The sequence below is a fragment of the Achromobacter sp. CF-sbj1-Ac2-l genome, assembly GCF_052698165.1.
In genome coordinates this window covers 1,360,972-1,377,047 of the sequence record NZ_CP199855.1, presented here as the reverse complement: position 1 = coordinate 1,377,047, position 16,076 = coordinate 1,360,972, and the positions used below count along the sequence as shown (strand labels likewise).

General features: G+C 67.8%; 16 protein-coding genes. 7 read left to right on the top strand and 9 right to left on the bottom strand.

The window, feature by feature from the left end; genetic code table 11:
- Positions 1-11 precede the first annotated feature (11 nt).
- The 3 genes from ACUDCK_RS06275 (at position 12) to ACUDCK_RS06265 (ending at position 3,492) form a co-directional block, all read left to right on the top strand.
- Positions 12-857, top strand: coding sequence for a branched-chain amino acid aminotransferase (locus tag ACUDCK_RS06275; RefSeq protein WP_175167577.1), 846 nt, complete (start codon positions 12-14; stop codon positions 855-857).
- Between the two features lie 80 nt (positions 858-937).
- Positions 938-3,088: a phosphocholine-specific phospholipase C gene (locus tag ACUDCK_RS06270; protein WP_175167576.1), complete on the top strand. Its 2,151-nt coding sequence runs from the start codon at positions 938-940 to the stop codon at positions 3,086-3,088.
- 26 nt (positions 3,089-3,114) lie between these two features.
- A complete protein-coding gene (locus tag ACUDCK_RS06265) occupies positions 3,115-3,492 on the top strand; it encodes an ASCH domain-containing protein (RefSeq protein ID WP_244976906.1) in 378 nt (125 codons plus the stop codon).
- Positions 3,493-3,514: 22 nt separating this feature from the next.
- Here the strand turns inward: ACUDCK_RS06265 and ACUDCK_RS06260 are convergent, their stop codons facing one another.
- The 7 genes from ACUDCK_RS06260 to ACUDCK_RS06230 form a co-directional block, all read right to left on the bottom strand.
- A complete protein-coding gene (locus tag ACUDCK_RS06260) occupies positions 3,515-4,279 on the bottom strand; it encodes an ABC transporter ATP-binding protein (protein WP_006389249.1) in 765 nt (254 codons plus the stop codon).
- Positions 4,276-6,114, bottom strand: a complete 1,839-nt coding sequence (locus ACUDCK_RS06255) for a branched-chain amino acid ABC transporter ATP-binding protein/permease (protein WP_068981509.1) — start codon at positions 6,112-6,114, stop codon at positions 4,276-4,278. The genes ACUDCK_RS06260 and ACUDCK_RS06255 overlap by 4 nt, the downstream gene beginning before the upstream one ends.
- A gap of 5 nt (positions 6,115-6,119) precedes the next feature.
- On the bottom strand, positions 6,120-7,157 hold the full coding sequence (locus tag ACUDCK_RS06250; RefSeq protein ID WP_026382592.1) for a branched-chain amino acid ABC transporter permease: 1,038 nt from the start codon (positions 7,155-7,157) through the stop codon (positions 6,120-6,122).
- 130 nt (positions 7,158-7,287) lie between these two features.
- Complete coding sequence (locus ACUDCK_RS06245) at positions 7,288-8,451, bottom strand: ABC transporter substrate-binding protein (protein ID WP_006389246.1); 1,164 nt, start codon at positions 8,449-8,451, stop codon at positions 7,288-7,290.
- Between the two features lie 249 nt (positions 8,452-8,700).
- On the bottom strand, positions 8,701-9,258 hold the full coding sequence (locus ACUDCK_RS06240; protein WP_054501582.1) for a biotin transporter BioY: 558 nt from the start codon (positions 9,256-9,258) through the stop codon (positions 8,701-8,703).
- A gap of 53 nt (positions 9,259-9,311) precedes the next feature.
- Positions 9,312-9,908 carry an energy-coupling factor transporter transmembrane component T family protein gene (locus tag ACUDCK_RS06235; protein WP_054501583.1) on the bottom strand — a complete coding sequence of 199 codons (597 nt, stop codon included), beginning with the start codon at positions 9,906-9,908 and terminating at the stop codon, positions 9,312-9,314.
- Complete coding sequence (locus ACUDCK_RS06230; RefSeq protein ID WP_054501584.1) at positions 9,905-10,582, bottom strand: energy-coupling factor ABC transporter ATP-binding protein; 678 nt, start codon at positions 10,580-10,582, stop codon at positions 9,905-9,907. The genes ACUDCK_RS06235 and ACUDCK_RS06230 overlap by 4 nt, the downstream gene beginning before the upstream one ends.
- A 52-nt stretch (positions 10,583-10,634) precedes the next feature.
- Here ACUDCK_RS06230 and msrB point away from each other — a divergent pair, with 52 nt between their 5' ends.
- The 4 genes from msrB to ACUDCK_RS06210 all read left to right on the top strand — a co-directional run bounded on the left by msrB (position 10,635) and on the right by ACUDCK_RS06210 (position 12,724).
- Complete coding sequence (gene msrB, locus ACUDCK_RS06225; protein ID WP_054501585.1) at positions 10,635-11,033, top strand: peptide-methionine (R)-S-oxide reductase MsrB; 399 nt, start codon at positions 10,635-10,637, stop codon at positions 11,031-11,033.
- Entirely contained in the window at positions 11,030-11,590 is a 561-nt protein-coding gene (locus tag ACUDCK_RS06220; protein WP_054501586.1) for a septation protein A, read from the top strand. Before msrB ends, ACUDCK_RS06220 begins: the two co-directional genes overlap by 4 nt.
- Before the next feature lie 70 nt (positions 11,591-11,660).
- The gene (locus tag ACUDCK_RS06215) at positions 11,661-11,930 is read left to right on the top strand and encodes a BolA family protein (RefSeq protein WP_081273555.1); all 270 of its coding nucleotides are present in this window, start codon (positions 11,661-11,663) and stop codon (positions 11,928-11,930) included.
- 17 nt (positions 11,931-11,947) lie between these two features.
- A complete protein-coding gene (locus ACUDCK_RS06210) occupies positions 11,948-12,724 on the top strand; it encodes a peptidylprolyl isomerase (RefSeq protein WP_054501588.1) in 777 nt (258 codons plus the stop codon).
- Positions 12,725-12,906: 182 nt separating this feature from the next.
- On the opposite strand, the gene ligA is transcribed toward ACUDCK_RS06210, so the two are convergent.
- Positions 12,907-15,009, bottom strand: coding sequence for an NAD-dependent DNA ligase LigA (ligA, locus tag ACUDCK_RS06205; RefSeq protein WP_175167575.1), 2,103 nt, complete (start codon positions 15,007-15,009; stop codon positions 12,907-12,909).
- Positions 15,009-16,073 carry a cell division protein ZipA C-terminal FtsZ-binding domain-containing protein gene (locus ACUDCK_RS06200; protein ID WP_175167574.1) on the bottom strand — a complete coding sequence of 355 codons (1,065 nt, stop codon included), beginning with the start codon at positions 16,071-16,073 and terminating at the stop codon, positions 15,009-15,011. Before ACUDCK_RS06200 ends, ligA begins: the two co-directional genes overlap by 1 nt.
- Positions 16,074-16,076: the final 3 nt, after the last annotated feature.

Genomic DNA, 16,076 nt, shown 5'->3' with positions numbered 1-16,076 from the left:
GGAAACCCATCATGGATGCCTTGTTCTGGCACAACGGTCACTGGACCCCTGAAAACCCCAAACTGCTCGGCCCCGCCGACCACGCCTTCTGGATGGCCAGCATGGTCTTCGATGGCGCGCGCGCGTTCCGCGGCCTGACGCCCGACCTGGACCTGCATTGCCAGCGCGTGGTGCGCTCGGCCGAAAAGATGCTGATGAAGCCGCAGATCACCTGGCAGGAAATCCAGGCGCTGTGCCTGCAGGCGGTGGCCAAGTTCCCCGAGGGCAGCGAGCTCTACATCAAGCCGATGTTCTTCTGCGCCGACGGCTTCCTGCTGCCCGACGCCGACAAGACCCAGTTCGTGCTGCACGTGTTCAAGGTGCCGATGCCGGGCGACCAGGGCTTTGCCGCCTGCTTCTCCAGCTTCGCGCGTTCCTGGCCCAACATGGCGCCGACCGACGCCAAGGCCTCGTGCCTGTACCCCAACGGCCAGCGCGCCATCCGCGAGGCGATGGACAAGGGCTTCGACAACGCCATCATGCTGGACGGCGCCGGCAATGTCGCCGAGTTCGCCTCCAGCAACCTGTGGATCGCCAAGGACGGCGTGGTCTCGACCCCGGTGGACAACGGCACCTTCCTGAACGGCATCACGCGCCGCCGCGTGCTGGCGTTGCTCAAGGCCGACGGCGTCGAGGTGCAGGAACGCAGCCTGACGCGCGCCGACATCGAGGTCGCCGATGAAGTTTTCTCGTCCGGCAACTACGGCAAGGTGGTGCACGTGAACCGCGTCGAAGACCGCAAGCTGGAATACGGTCCGCTGGCGCGCCGCGCCCACAAGCTGTACATGGACTACGCCGAAAGCACCCGCAAGCAGTAAGCGCCCCGCGGCGCCATGGAATGCGCCGTCCCGACCGGGGCGGCGCCGCGTGACAAGGATACCCTGCAAGGACACCCAGCATGCAATCCCGACGCGAGTTCCTGCGCGGCGGCGCCGCGATCGCCGGCGCCGGCAGCGCCCTGGCGCTGCTGCCCGCCTCCATCCGCCGCGCATTGGCGATTCCCGCCAACCGCCGCAAGGGCACGATTGAAGACGTCGAACACATCGTCATCTTCATGCAGGAGAACCGGTCGTTCGACCACTACTTCGGTGGCCTCGCCGGGGTGCGCGGCTTCGGCGACCGCTTTCCGATCCCGGTGCCCGCCAGCCCCGACTTCGAACGCCGCACGGTCTGGGCGCAGTACAACGGCCGCCCCGACGAGGGCGCGCCGCGCAGCGTACTGCCATTCCGGCTCGACACCGGCGCGGACTACGAGGCCATGCGCGTGGCCAGCACCCCGCACACCTGGTCCAACGCCCAGGACGCCTGGGACGCCGGCCGCATGGGCCAGTGGCCGGCCGCCAAAAAGAACCATTCGATGGCGTACTACACCGAGGCGGACATGCCGTTCCAGTACGCCATGGCGCGCGCCTTCACCGTGTGCGACGCCTATCACTGTTCGTTCACCGGCGGCACCAACACCAACCGCCTGTTCGTCTGGACCGGCACCAACGACGGCCTGGGCCGCGGCCACGGCCCGGCGCTGGGCAACACCTACAACAAGCTGGGCGGCGGCGACCCCGCCGGCGCCTACACCTGGACCACCTATCCCGAGCGGCTGGAACGCGCCGGCATCCGCTGGCGCATCTACCAGGACATGGCGGACAACTACTCGCTCAATCCGACCGCGGGCTTCAAGGCCTACCGCGACGCCTACCACGGCGTGCCGGGCTCGCTGGCCGCGCTCAAGGACAAGGCGTTGACCACGCGCAGCCTGGACCAACTGCGCCAGGACGTGCGGGATGGCACGCTGCCGCAGGTGTCGTGGATCTGCGCCACCAAAGCCGGCTCCGAGCATCCCAGCCCTTCCAGCCCTGCGCAGGGCGCGGACTACACGGCAAGGGTGCTGGACGCGCTGACCGCCAATCCCGAGGTCTGGAGCAAGACCGTCCTGTTGCTGATGTTCGACGAGAACGACGGCTTTTTCGACCACATGCCGCCGCCGGCGCCTCCCTCGCGCGGCCCTGACGGCCGGCTGGCGGGCGCGTCCACCGTGGACACCGCCGGCGAATACCACGAGATCGTCACCGGCGCCGAAAAGGACGATACGGCCGCCCACCTGCACGGCGTCTACGGCCTGGGGCCGCGCGTGCCGATGTACGTGCTGTCGCCCTGGACCAAGGGCGGCTGGGTCAACTCGGAAGTGTTCGACCACACCTCGGTGCTGCGCTTCGTCGAGCGCCGCTTCGGGGTCGCCGAACCCAACATCTCGCCGTGGCGCCGCGCCGTCTGCGGCGATCTGACGTCGATCTTCGATTTCGCCACGCCCGACGAGGCCGACCTGACCCGTGGCCTGCCGGCCACCGCCACGCGCGCGGCCCAGGCCGCCGCGCTGCCGGGCACCGTCACCCCGCCCGCGCCCGCACGGCCCGCCCTGGCGCGGCAGGCGGCCGGCACCCGGCCGTCGCGCGCGCTGCCCTATGCGCTGTCGGTGCAGGCCAGCGCGGGCAAGGACAGCATCGCGCTGCGCATGGACAACAGCGGCGCCGCCGGCGCCGTGCTGCATGTGTACGACCGCCTGCGCCTGGAGGACGGCCCGCGCCGCTATACCCTCGAGGCCGGCAAGCATCTGGAAGCCAACTGGCCGGTGACGGGCAACGACGGCCGCTACGATCTTTGGCTGCTTGGCCCCAATGGCTTTCATCGTCATGTCGCGGGCCGGCTGCACGCGGACGCCGAGCCGCTGTCGGTCGAGGCCATCTGCGATGCCTCCGGGCCGACGCTGCGCCTGAAACTACACAACCCGGGCGCATTGCCGCGCGGCTTCCAGGTCGAAGCCAACGCCTACGGCTACGCCGGCCACCACGAGCCGGCATTGGCGCCCGGCGTCGGCGCCACCCTGGCCTGGAACCTGGCCGCCAACGGCGGCTGGTACGACTTCAGCGTGCGCGCCGACGACGCGCCCGGCTTCCTGCGCCGCCTGGCAGGACGCATCGAAACCGGCGCTCCCTCCACCTCCGACCCCGCGATGGGCCAGGAATTGATTCTGCATTGGACGCTGCCGGCATGAAACCGCCCGCCCCTTACGAGAACGCCGTGACCTTCCAATTCGGCGATTCGCCCGAGCTGGCCGATGAATTGCTGGCATTGGTGTTGTCGGGCGCCAAGACCGCGACCTGCGGCGCGCTGCGCGACTTCGACGAGAAGGAACCGGTGCCCGAGCCGGGCCGGCGCGACGTGGTGCTGGATGGCCGCCGCCGTCCAGCCTGCGCCATCGAGACGATCAGCATCGTGATCCAGCGCTTCGACGAAGTGGACGAAGCCTTCGCCGTGGCCGAGGGTGAAGGCCCCTACGACGTCTGGCGCACCGGACACATCGCCTATTTCGACCGCAATGGCGGCTACGCGCCAGACATGCTGCTGGTGTGCGAGCGCTTCCGGGTGGTCGAGGTGTTCAAGCGCGAGGCGGACTGACACGTCCGCCTCGCGGCGGAGATCAGGCCTCGGCCTGCTCCGCGCCCTTGCCCAGGCCGAGATAGCTCTCGATCACCTTGGGATCGCCGGCCAGCTCGCGCGCCGGACCATGCAGGATGACTTCGCCGGTCTCGAGCACGTAGCCGTAGTCGGCCACCTGCAGCGCCGCGCGCGCGTTCTGTTCCACCAGCAGGATCGCCACGCCGGTCTCGCGCAGGCGCGCGATGATGTGGAAGATCTCGCGCACGATGCGCGGCGCCAGGCCCAGGCTGGGTTCGTCCAGCATCAGCAGCGCCGGCTTGGCCATCAGCGCGCGGCCGACCGCCAGCATCTGGCGTTCGCCGCCCGAGAGCGTGCCGGCCTGCTGGGCGCGGCGTTCGCGCAGGCGCGGGAACAGGTCGAAGACTTCGTTGAGCGTGTCGCGCCAGCCGCTTTCGCGGGCGCGGTAGCGGCGGAAACCGCCCAGCAGCAGGTTGTCTTCGACCGACATGCTGCCGAACAGCTCGCGCCGCTCGGGCACCAGCGACATGCCGGCGGCGACGCGGCGCTCGACCGGCCAGCTCGACACATCGGTGCCCGCGTACTGCACGGAGCCGGCCGCGTGGCCGGTCTGCGGCAGCGATCCCATCATGGCGTTCAGCATGGTCGACTTGCCGGCGCCGTTGGCGCCGATCACCGTGACGATGCTGCCGGCCGGAACCGTCAGCGTGGCGCCGGCCAGCGCGCCGACCTTGCCATAGCGGGCCGACAGGTTGCTGACTTCAAGAACGGGTTTGGACGTCGTCATTGCACGCCTCCCGCGGACACCGGCTTGGCCTGGTCGGCTTCGGGCAGGTCGTCGTCGATGCCGCCCAGGTAAGCTTCCAGCACCGCCGGGTTCTGTTGCACCTCGGCCGGCACGCCTTCGGCCAGCTTGGTGCCGAAATCCATCACCACCAGGTGGTTGGTCAGGCGCATCACAAAATCCATGTCGTGTTCCACCAGCAGAATGCTCATGCCCTCGGCGCGCAGCTGTTCCAGCACGCGCGCCAGGTCCTGCTTTTCCTTGTAGCGCAGGCCGGCGGCCGGCTCGTCCAGCAACAGCAGCACCGGATCGCTGGCCAGGGCTCGCGCGATTTCCAGGATGCGTTGCTGGCCCAGCGCCAGGTTGCCCGCTTGTTCGTACAGGTATTCGCCCAGGCCGACGCGCTTGATCTGCTCGGCGGCCTCGTGCAGCAGTTGCGCCTCGCGTGCGCGGTCGGTGTGCAGGGCGCCCGCCCACACGCCCACGTCGGAGCGCAGGTGCGCGCCTAGCGCGACGTTTTCCAGCACCGTCATGCCCGGCAGCAACTGCACGTGCTGGAAGGTGCGGCCCACGCCCAGCTTGGCGATCTCGCGCGCCGAACGGCTGTCGATGCGCTCGCCCATGAAGGTGACCTGGCCGCGCGTCACCGGCAGCACGCCGCTGATCAGGTTGAAGGTGGTGCTCTTGCCGGCGCCGTTGGGGCCGATCAGGCCCATGATCTCGCCGGAGCGGACCTTGAAGCTGATGTCGTTGACGGCGACCAGGCCGCCGAATTCCTTGCGGATGGCATCCACTTCCAGCACCACCTGCCCGGCTTGCGGCCGCGCGCGCAGCGGCAGCGCCGGCGCCGGCTTGGGCGGGGCCAGATTGCGGCGCGAGCCATCGGCGCCGGTGAGGCTGCCCCACCAGCCCGCCAGGATCGGCCAGAGGCCGTTGCGGGCGTATTGCAGCATCAGGATCAGCAGCACGCCGAAGACGATCATCTCGAAGTTGGCGTTGGTGTCCAGCAGCTTGGGCAGCAGGTTCTGCAGCTGGTCCTTCAGCACCAGGATGACGCTAGAGCCGAGCAGCGCGCCCCAGACGTAGCCGGCGCCGCCGACCACGGCCATGAACAGGTACTCGATGCCGTAGTTGATGCCGAACGGGCTGGGGCTGACGGCGCGCTGCATGTGCGCGTAGAGCCAGCCCGAGACGCAGGCCAGCAGCGCGGCCCAGACGAAGATCACGACCTTGTAGGCGGCCGTGTTCACGCCCATCGACTCGGCCATGCCGGCGCCGCTCTTGAGCGCGCGGATGGCGCGGCCCGGACGCGAGTTCAGCAGGTTGCGGGTCGCCCACAACGCCAGCAGCACGAACACCCAGATCAGGTAGTAGATGTGGCGGCCGCTGGCCAGCGACATGCCGAAGATGCTGATGGGCTCGATGCCGGCGATGCCGTCATGCTTGCCCAGCCAGTCCAGGTTGCCGAACAGGAAGTACAGCGACAGGCCCCAGGCGATGGTGCCCAGCGGCAGGTAGTGGCCCGACAGGCGCAGCGTGATCGCGCCCAGCAGGTACGCCACCACGGCGGTCAGGATCAGGCCGGCGGGCAGCGCCAGCCAGGGCGACACATCATATTGCGTGGTCAGATAGGCGGTGGTGTACGCGCCCAGGCCGACGAACGCGGCCTGGCCGAAAGAGGTCAGGCCGCCGACGCCGGTCAGCAGCACCAGCCCCAGCACCACCAGGCTGGCCAGCCCGATGTAGTTCAGTTGCGTCACCCAGAACTCGGGCGTGACCGGCAAGAGCGGCAGCCCCGCCAGGACGACGATGAAGACGACAAGCAGAATGCGGTTCATGGCGTTTACTCCTCTTCGTCCACGTGATGGGTGCTGAACGAACGCCAGACCAGAACCGGGATAATCAAGGTGAAGACGATCACTTCCTTGTAGGCGCTGGCCCAGAAGGACGAGAACGATTCCAGCACGCCCACCAGCAGCGAGCCGGCGGCCGCCACGGGGTAGCTGGCCAAACCGCCGATGATGGCGCCGACAAAGCCCTTCAGGCCGATCAGGAAGCCCGTGTCGTAGTAGACCGTGGTGATGGGCGCGATCAGCATGCCGGACATGGCGCCGATGGCGGTGGCCAGCGTGAAGGTCAGGCTGCCCGACATGGTGGTGCTGATGCCCACCAGGCGCGCGCCGCGGCGGTTGACGGCGGTGGCGCGCAGCGCGCGGCCGTACAGCGTCTTGCCGAAGAACAGCCACAGCGCGATGATCAGCAGCGCGCAGGTCGCGACCACGAACAGGCTCTGCGCCGACCAGGTGGTGAAGCCCAGGTCGACCTGGCCGCTCACGAACGCGGGCGTGCGCCAGCCTTCGGCGCCGAAGAACACCAGGGCCAGGCCGGTCAGCGCGAAGTGCACCGCCACCGACACGATCAGCAGCACCAGCACGGTGGCCTCGGCCAGCGGCTGGTAGACGATGCGATAGACCATCGGGCCCATCGGGATCACCAGCAGCAGCGTCAGCAGCATGTTGAGCCACAGCGAATTGCCTGCGGCGGTATAAGTGGTCGTCAGCCACAGCAACGCGAGCGGCACGACGAGACAGGTCAACACGGCCTTGGGCAGGCCAGCCGCGCTGCGGGTCCGCAGCGCGCGCAGCAGCTCGAGCGCCAGGCACACCACGCCCAGCAGCGGCAGGAGATAGGCGGTGCCGGGCACCTTGCCGTCCACCAGCATCGCGAGCGTCAGGGCGCCGAACGCCACGAACTCGCCCTGGGGAATGAAAATGACGCGCGTAACGGCGAACACCAGCACCAGCGCCATGCCCAGCAGGGCATAGATGGCGCCGTTGACGATACCGTCTTGCAGCAGAATCAGCGCAATTGAGGAATCCATCTAACAACCTTATTGATTCTTGGTGTTCCGACCCCGCCCGGAACACTGATACGACACACCGGCCGGAGAGGCCGGTGCGAAGCATGGGGCGCCCGCAAGGGGCGCCCTTGGATCGGGCAATCCAGGGAGATTACAGGCCGGGCTGGTAGACCCACTTGCCGCCTTCGACCTTGACGATGACGCGCGAACGCTCGTCGAAGCCGGCGTGGTCCGTCGGCGACATGTTGAACACGCCTTGCGAGGCGGCCAGGTCCTTGACGTTTTCCAGGGCGTCGCGCATGGCGGCGCGGAATTCCGGGGTGCCCGGCTTGGCGCCCGTCTTCAGGGCCGCGGGCAAGGCCGCCACCACCAATTGGCCGGCATCCCACATGTGGCCGCCAAAGGTGTTGGTCGAGCCGGCGCCGTTTGCCTTCTCGTAGGTCTCGACGTAGGCCAGGGCCGACTTCTTGACCGGGTTGCTGTCGGGCAGTTGGGCCGCGACCAGCAGCGGGCCGGCGGGCAGGTACATGCCGTCGCAGTCCTTGCCGCAGACGCGCAGCACGTCGTTGTTGGCGGCGCCGTGGGTCTGGTAGATGGTGCCGCCGTAGTTGCGGGCCTTCAGTTCCTTTTGCGGCAGCGCGGACGGGGTGCCGGCGCCGGCGATCAGGATGGCGTCGGGCTTGGCGCCGATCAGCTTGAGCACCTGGCCCGTGACGCTGGTGTCGGTGCGGCTGTATTTTTCGATGGAGACGATCTCGATGCCCTTGGCCTTGGCGGCCTTCTGCATCACGTCCAGCCAGCCGTCGCCATAGGCGTCGGCAAAGCCGATGAAGCCCAGCGTCTTGACCTTGGACTTGGACATGGCGTCGGCCAGCGCGCCGGCCATCAGGGCGTCGTTCTGCGGGGTCTTGAAGACCCAGCGGCGCTTGTCGTCCACGGGTTCGACGATCTTGGCGCTGGCGGCCACGCTGATCATCGGCACCTTGGCTTCGGCGGCCACGTCCACCATGGCCAGCGAGCCCGGCGTGACCGACGTGCCGATCAGCACGTCGACCTTGTCGTCGGACGCCAGCTTGCGCGAGTTCTTGACGGCTTGGGTCGTGTCGGTGGCGTCGTCCAGGACGATCCACTCGATCTTCTGGCCCGCCACTTCCTTGGGCAGCAGCGCGACCGTGTTGCGCTCGGGGATGCCCAGCGATGCGGCGGGGCCGGTGCTGGACACCGTCACACCCACCTTGACCTGGGCGCTGGCCAGCAGCGGCAGGGTCAGGGCAACGGCGGCGGCGGCCGCGGACAAGCCGAAGTGCTTGCGCATGTTTTGTCTCCTGTGGTGGCTCTTTTTTTGCCCCGGACGAGGCGGAAGCGAGCCTAGTTAAAGTTATACAGAAAAAAATATTATAGGGTTAAAACAGTATCAGATGACTTCGCGCAACTACGGTAAATCCCTGACGTGCTACAGAAACCACAATTCAGCAAACGCATTCGTTAATGGCGAACTTGTACTTGAAAGGCTCGCGGGCGTCAGTTGGGGGATTCCCTTGGACAGGGCCCGCCGGCGCGACGTTCAGCGGCCGCGCATCGGCCACACCCGTTCGACCCGCGTCGCCACCCACGCCGCCAGCGCGGCCTTGATCAGGTCGCCCGGCACGAATACCGCCACCGCCACCGCGGCCTTGGCCAGCCCCATCTTGGTGACCGTCGCCAGCCATGGCACGCCGAACGCATAGACCACCACGATGCCGCCGAGGACGCAGGCGATGGCGCAGCCGGCCAGTTGGCCGCCGAATCCCGCCGCCCTGCCCGTCAGGCGACGCGCAAGCCAGCCGGTCACGAACGCGCCCGCCACCAGCCCCACCAGGAAGCCGCCGGTCGGCCCGAAGAACGCGCCCAGGCCGCCGCGCCCGCCCGGCAGCACCGGCAGGCCGATGGCCGCCAACGCCAGATACAGCAGGCAGGCGAGCGCGCCGCGCCCGGGCCCCAGCATGGCGCCGGCCAGCATCGCGCCCAGTGTCTGCAGCGTGATCGGCACCGGAATGCCCGGCAGCGGGATCGGCGGAATCAGGCTCAGCACCACGATCAGCGCGGCGAACAGCGCCACCAGCACGGTGTTATTGGATTTCATGGCAATGCCCTTTCTATCTAGTGGGACAGGGAATCAGGGATGAGGTTGGACAGTCACACGCTGCGGGCGTCGATGGCCTCGGCCACTTCCTGCGCGCGCTTCAACGTCAGCACCACCAGCGGCACGATCAGCGCCACCGGGTTGGCACCCAGTCCGCGCGCCGCCTGGGCCTCGCGGATCTCGTGGAAATTGCGCCAGATCTCCGGCACGAAGCGCAACGCCAGCGCCAACGCCAGCGACACCTTGCCGGCGTCCAGCAGGCCGACGCGCTGCAACGGCATCAGCACCCGTTCACACACGGCGATCAGGTCCGAACTGCGGGTCGACAGCGTCACCGCCAGTGCCAGGCCGACCATCGCCGCGATGCGCAAGAGCACCGTCAACGCCTCGCGCCAGCCCTGGAACCAGGCCGTGAAGGCGCCGACGGCCAGCAACACCCAGACCAGGCCGCGCACCTGGCGCCAGACGCCGCCGGGCGTGGCGCCGGCGCACCACAGCAGCAGGCCGGCGACCGCGCAGGCGCCCGCCAGGAGGGCGGGATCGCGCACCAGGAACAATCCGGCGCCGGCCGCGGCCAGCGCCAGCAGCTTCAGGCCGGCGGGCAGCCGGTGCAGTGGCGAGTCGCCGGGAATATATAGGGGTTCGATCACGCGCAGTGATTCCGGTACCAGCGCAGCGCGGCGGCCGGCTCGTCGTCGGCGGCGATGGTGCCATCCTGGATCACCAGCACCCGCTCGAAATCTTCCAGCAGCGCCAGGTCGTGGCTGACCACGATCGCGTCCTGCGGCATGGCGGCGATGGCGTCGCGCACCCGATTGCGGTTGCGCAGGTCGAGCTGGGTGGTGGGTTCGTCGAACACCACCAGCCCGGGCCGCATCACCAGCACCGCCGCCAGCGCCACCAACTGGCGCTCGCCGCCGGACAGCGTGTGGCTGGTGCGATCCGCCAGGTGCGCCACGCCCAGGGCGCCCAGCGCGGCCTCGATGCGGGCCTCGCGTTGCGCGCGGTCGGGCTCAAGGTGCTTCAGGCCGAACGCCAGGTCCTCGCGCACGATCGGAAAAACGATCTGGTTCTCGGGGTTCTGGAACACGAAACCCACCTGGCGGCGCACCGCCTTCAGTTCATGCCGGGTGTCCAGGCCGCCGACGCGCACGCTGCCGGAGGTCGGCAGCACCAGCCCGTTGACCAGCCGCGCCAGCGTGCTCTTGCCGGCGCCGTTGGGGCCGACGATGCCGACCCGGCGTCCGCCCAGCGCCACGCTCACCCCGCGCAACACTTCCGCCTGGGGCGTCGATACAATCGCCTGGTCAAACTCGATTAACATGGGGCGGGATTATGCCCGAACCATTTCGGGCATCGGGACTCCAAGAGCTGATATGGACAAAGTACGCAAAACCGACGCCGAATGGCGGGCCCAGTTGTCCCCGGAAGAATACGTCGTCACCCGCCAAAAGGGTACCGAACGCGCGTTCACCGGGCGCTACTGGAATACCTTCACCCCGGGCATCTACCGCTGCGTGGGCTGTGGCACGGCGCTGTTCGCGTCGGACACCAAGTTCGACGCCGGCTGTGGCTGGCCCAGCTATTTCCAGGCGCTCGACCCGGAACTGGTGCGCGAGGAGCGCGACACCTCGCATGGCATGGTGCGCACCGAGGTGCTGTGCAACGTCTGCGATTCGCACCTGGGCCACGTCTTCCCCGACGGCCCCGAGCCCACCGGCCTGCGCTACTGCATCAATTCCCTGTCGATGACGTTCGAACCCATAGAAGAATGAAGAAGTTCCTGTTCGACCTCTTTCCGCTGTTTCTTTTCTTCCTGGCCTACCGCTTCACGGATATCTTCGTGGCGACCGGCGTGGCCATGGCGGCGGCGGTGCTGCAGATCGTCTGGCTCAAGGTCACCGGCCGGCCGACCGAAGCCATGCACTGGATCAACCTGACCGTGATCCTGGTGTTCGGCGGCGCCACCATCTGGCTGCACAGCGACGTCTTCATCAAATGGAAGCCGACGGTGCTGTACTGGCTGTTCGGTGGCGCGCTGGTGTTCGCCCGCCTGCTGTTCGGCCGCAACCTGATCCGCCGCCTCATGGAAAAACAGATCCAGCTTCCAGACGCTGCCTGGGACAAGCTCAATCTGATCTGGGCTGGTTTTTTCCTGTTCGCCGGCGCCATCAATCTCTACGTGGCGTTTTCGGGGCATTTCACCGAATCCCAGTGGGTCAGCTTCAAGGCCTTCGGCCTGATGGGCCTGATGATCGTCTTCGTCATCGGCCAGTCCCTCTGGCTGGGCAAGCATATCCAGGCTGACGACTCCACTCCGCCCAAGGCCTGACGCCGCGGCGCCGAGGCATCTTTCCCCACACGGCGCGCCCCCGGCGCGCCGGAACTTTACGATCGACCCCATGTCAGAGACCACCGACCGCATCACCCTGATCCGGGAGCGCCTGGCCATCCTGGAACCGGTTTCCCTCGAGATCCAGGACGAATCGCATTTGCATGCCGGTCACGAAGGCAGTAAAAACGGCGCCGGCCATTATCGCGTGCACATCGTGGCGCCCTGTTTTGCAGGACTGAACCCCGTGGCGCGACATCGGCTGGTGTATCATCATTTGCAAGATTTGATCCCCTATCCGATTCATGCGCTTGCGCTAGACGCCCAGGCTCCCAAATAGAAAGTAAAAGGATATTCATGAAACGCATCGTCATGCTGGCCGCCGCCTGCGTCATCGCCGTGCCCGCTTTTGCCCAGAACGTCGCCACCGTCAACGGCAAGGCCATTCCGCAGAAGAGCCTGGATCAATTCGTCAAGCTGCTGGTCAGCCAGGGCGCCACCGATTCGCCCCAGTTGCGTGAACAGGTCAAGCAGGAAATGATCAACCGCCAGGTCTTCGTGCAAGCGGCCGAAGCCGGCGGCATCGCCAAGCAGGCCGACGTCCAGACCGAAATCGAACTGGCCCGCCAGGGCATCCTGGTCCGCGCCCTGATGGCCGACTACCTGGCCAAGCACCCGGTGTCGGACGCCAAGGTCACGGCTGAATACGAGAAGATCAAGAAAGAACAGGCCGGCAAGATGGAATACAAGGTCCGTCACATCCTGGTCGAAGACGAAAAAACCGCCAACGACCTGCTGGCCCAGTTGAAGAGCAACAAGGGCAAGTTCGACGACCTGGCCAAGAAGAACTCCAAGGATCCCGGCAGCGCCGAAAAGGGTGGCGACCTGGGTTGGGCCCCTCCCACCAACTACGTCCAGCCGTTCGCCCAGGCCGTGACCCAGCTCAAGAAGGGCCAACTGGTCGACAAGCCGGTGCAGACCCAGTTCGGCTGGCACATCATCATGGTCGACGACACCCGCCCGGTCGAATTCCCGCCGCTGGACCAGGTCCGTCCGCAACTGGAAGAAATGCTGCGCCAGCAAACCCTGGCCGACTACCAGAAGGAACTGCGCGAAAAGGCCAAGATCCAGTAAATCCGGCGTCTTCCGTCTTCCCCCCGAAAGAACTGCCCGCCCTGCGCGGGCAGTTTTTTTTCCCGCAGATGTCGACATGGCATCGTGGCGACCGGGCCGGAAATGAAAACAGGCCGTGCGCCAAGGGCGGGCGGCCTGTTTGACAGAGCGGGGGAACGGGCCGGCGTGCGGCCCCGGCGCGATCAGGACACGCCCAGCAACGCCTTCAGCGCATCCTCATCCAACACCGTAACGCCCAATTCCTGGGCCTTGGTGAGCTTGCTGCCGGCGTCTTCGCCCGCCACCAGATAGGCGGTCTTCTTGGACACGGAGCCGCTGACCTTGCCGCCCGCGGCCTGGATGCGCATGGACGCTTCCTCGCGGGTCCAATTGGGCAGCGTGCCGGTCAGCACGAAGGTCTTGCCTGCCAGCGTGGTGTCCTGCGGCACGGCTTCGGCCACCGGATGCACTCCCTGCGCCTTGAGCTGGTCGATCACGTCACGGTTGTGCTGCTCGGCAAAAAAGCGGCGGATCGAACCCGCCACCACCGGCCCCACGTCAGGCACCGAGGACAGCGCATCCTCATCGGCATCCATGATGGCTTCGATGCTGCCAAAATGCCGCGCGACGTCGCGCGCCGTGGTCTCGCCAACGTGGCGGATGCCCAGCGCGAACAGCAGGCGTCCCAGCGCCGGCGCGCGGGCCTTGTCGATGGCCTCGACCAGATTGTCGGCCGACTTCTGGCCCATGCGGTCCAGCCCCACCAGCTCGAGCGGACGCAGGCTGAACAGGTCGGCCAGCGACTTGACGCGGCCGCTGTCCACCAGTTGTTCCACCAGTTTCTCGCCCAGGCCCTCGATGTCGAGCGCCTTGCGGCTGGCGGCATGCCACAGGGTCTGCTTGCGCTGCGCGGCGCAGAACAGGCCGCCGGTGCAGCGGGCGATGGTTTCATCCTCCAGGCGCTCGATCGCCGAGCCACAGACCGGGCAGGCCTTGGGCATGACGAACTCGCGCGCGTCAGCGGGACGTTTTTCGAGCACGGCGCCCACCACCTCCGGGATGACGTCGCCCGCGCGCCGCACGATGACGGTGTCACCGATGCGCACGTCCTTGCGGCGGATCTCGTCTTCGTTGTGCAGCGTGGCGTTGGTGACGGTCACGCCGCCGACGAACACCGGCTTGAGCCGCGCCACCGGCGTGATCGCGCCGGTGCGGCCGACCTGCACCTCGATGTCCAACAGCGTGGTGGTGGCCTCTTCGGCCGGAAATTTATGCGCCAGGGCGAAGCGCGGCGCCCGCGCCACGAAACCCAGCAACTTCTGCGCCGGCAGCGAATCCACCTTGTAGACCACACCGTCGATGTCGTAGGGCAGCTCGGGGCGCAAGGTGCCGACCTTGGCGTAGAAGGCCATCAGGCCCTCGGCGCCGGTGGCGCGATGGTTGTGCTTGACGTTGACGGGCAGGCCGAGCGCCGCCAACCAATCGAGCATGGCGCCGTGCGATTTCTCGGGCAAGGTGGCGGCGGCCTCCGCCGCGCCGGCCGGCGCCTCGTCGAACAGGCCGCTCTGGCTGCCCGGCAGGCCCTGCACCTCGCCCCAGCCGTAGGCGAAAAAACGCAGCGGCCGCTTGGCGGTGATGCGCGGGTCGAGCTGGCGCAGGCTGCCAGCCGCCGCATTGCGCGGGTTGACGAAGACTTTTTCGTCGCGCTTGGCCTGCGCCGCGTTGAGCTTCTCGAAATCGGCGCGGTTCATCAGCACTTCGCCGCGGACTTCCAGCACCTTGGGCGCCGGACCGCTCAACTGCAGCGGGATCGCCTTGATCGTGCGGATGTTGGAAGTGACGTCCTCGCCCGTCTGGCCGTCGCCCCGCGTGGCTGCCTGGACCAGCCGGCCGTCCTCGTAGCGCAGGCTGATCGCCAGGCCGTCGAGCTTCAATTCACAGAAATATTCCGCCTGCTGCGCCGGGCCCAGCAGGCCGGCGCCGCGCAGCGTGTCGGTAACGCGGCGGTCGAATGCCACCACGTCCTCTTCGTCGAAGGCGTTGCCCAGCGACAACATCGGCACCGCATGGCGCACGCTGCCGAAGGCCGAAACCGGCGCCGCGCCGACCCGCTGCGTGGGCGATTCGGGCGTGACCAGTTCCGGATGCGCGGCTTCCAGGTCCTGCAGCTCTCGCATCAGCCGGTCGTACTCGGCATCCGAGATCGACGGGTCGTCGTAGACGTAATAGCGGACGTTGTGCTGCTCGATTTCCGCGCGCAGGCGGGCCGCGGTTTCCGCCGCGGGGGTCCCTCCGGCCTTGCTCATTATGCAAACACCCGCTGCGCGCGCTCGCTGCCTGCGGGCAGGCCGGCCTGCTCCAACTGGCCGAACAGCACCTGCAGCCGTTCGTCGATGACGCTTTCCGAGCCATCGGCCAGGGGCTTGCCCTGGTCATCGACCAGATCGGCGCGCAGGCGGGCGGCGAGCTCGCGGCCCACGTCGACCATGCGGCCAAAGGCGCGGCTGTCGGCCGGGCTGCAAGGCACATCGAGCAACAGGTACAGGCGCTCGATACCGCCCATGCCGGCGTCGAAGGCGGCGCCGTCGGCGCGCGCCAGGGTGAAGCGGGCCACGCCATTCTCCGCCGGCCAGGCCAGACGGTTGCCATCGGCGACGAAGCCGGCGTCGCGGGCGACGCTCAGCACCTCGGCGGCAGGCTGGGCGGCGCCCAGCAGCAACGTCAGGCCAACCTGGGTATCGAGCGCGGCGCAGGTATCGTCCAGGCGCGCGGCCTGTTCCAGCACGGCTTGCTGGTCGGGGCCTTCGATGGTGGCGTCGAAGCGCTCGGCCATGTCCTGGGCGCGGGCCCATGCCTGCGACCATTCGATCGCGGTCAGGGGACCGCTGCGGTTGGCCAGCAGCACGGCAAGCTGCATCGAGGCATAAGACTCCCCGGTGTGCACGCGCGCGCGGTGACGGCGCTGGTCGGTCTCGGCGAACACGCGCATGGGCTTGCGGCCCACCTGGCGCAGGCTCTGCATGTAGGGCAGCAGGTCGGCGCCGCGCACCGGCTCGGCGAAGTTGATCTCGATGACCACCTCGCAGGCGGGATCGGGCTCCTCGGCGTCATCGGCATCGCTGCCCGGGTCGACCGGCCGCGGCTGCTCGGGGTGCGCCTTGGGGGCGTCGCCCATGCCCGGCTCGCGGCGCACCGGCGCGCCGCCCGCGGCGTTGGCCGCCCCCGCCCCCAGCAGCGGATCCTGCTCGGAGGTGGGGAAATGGCTTTGCATCTTGCGGCGGACGCGGCGGTCCTGCCACCAGTTGAAGCCCAGCACCAGCAGTATCAGCAAGACGCCCAGGGCAATCAGCCCGATCTGCAAATCACTCATGTG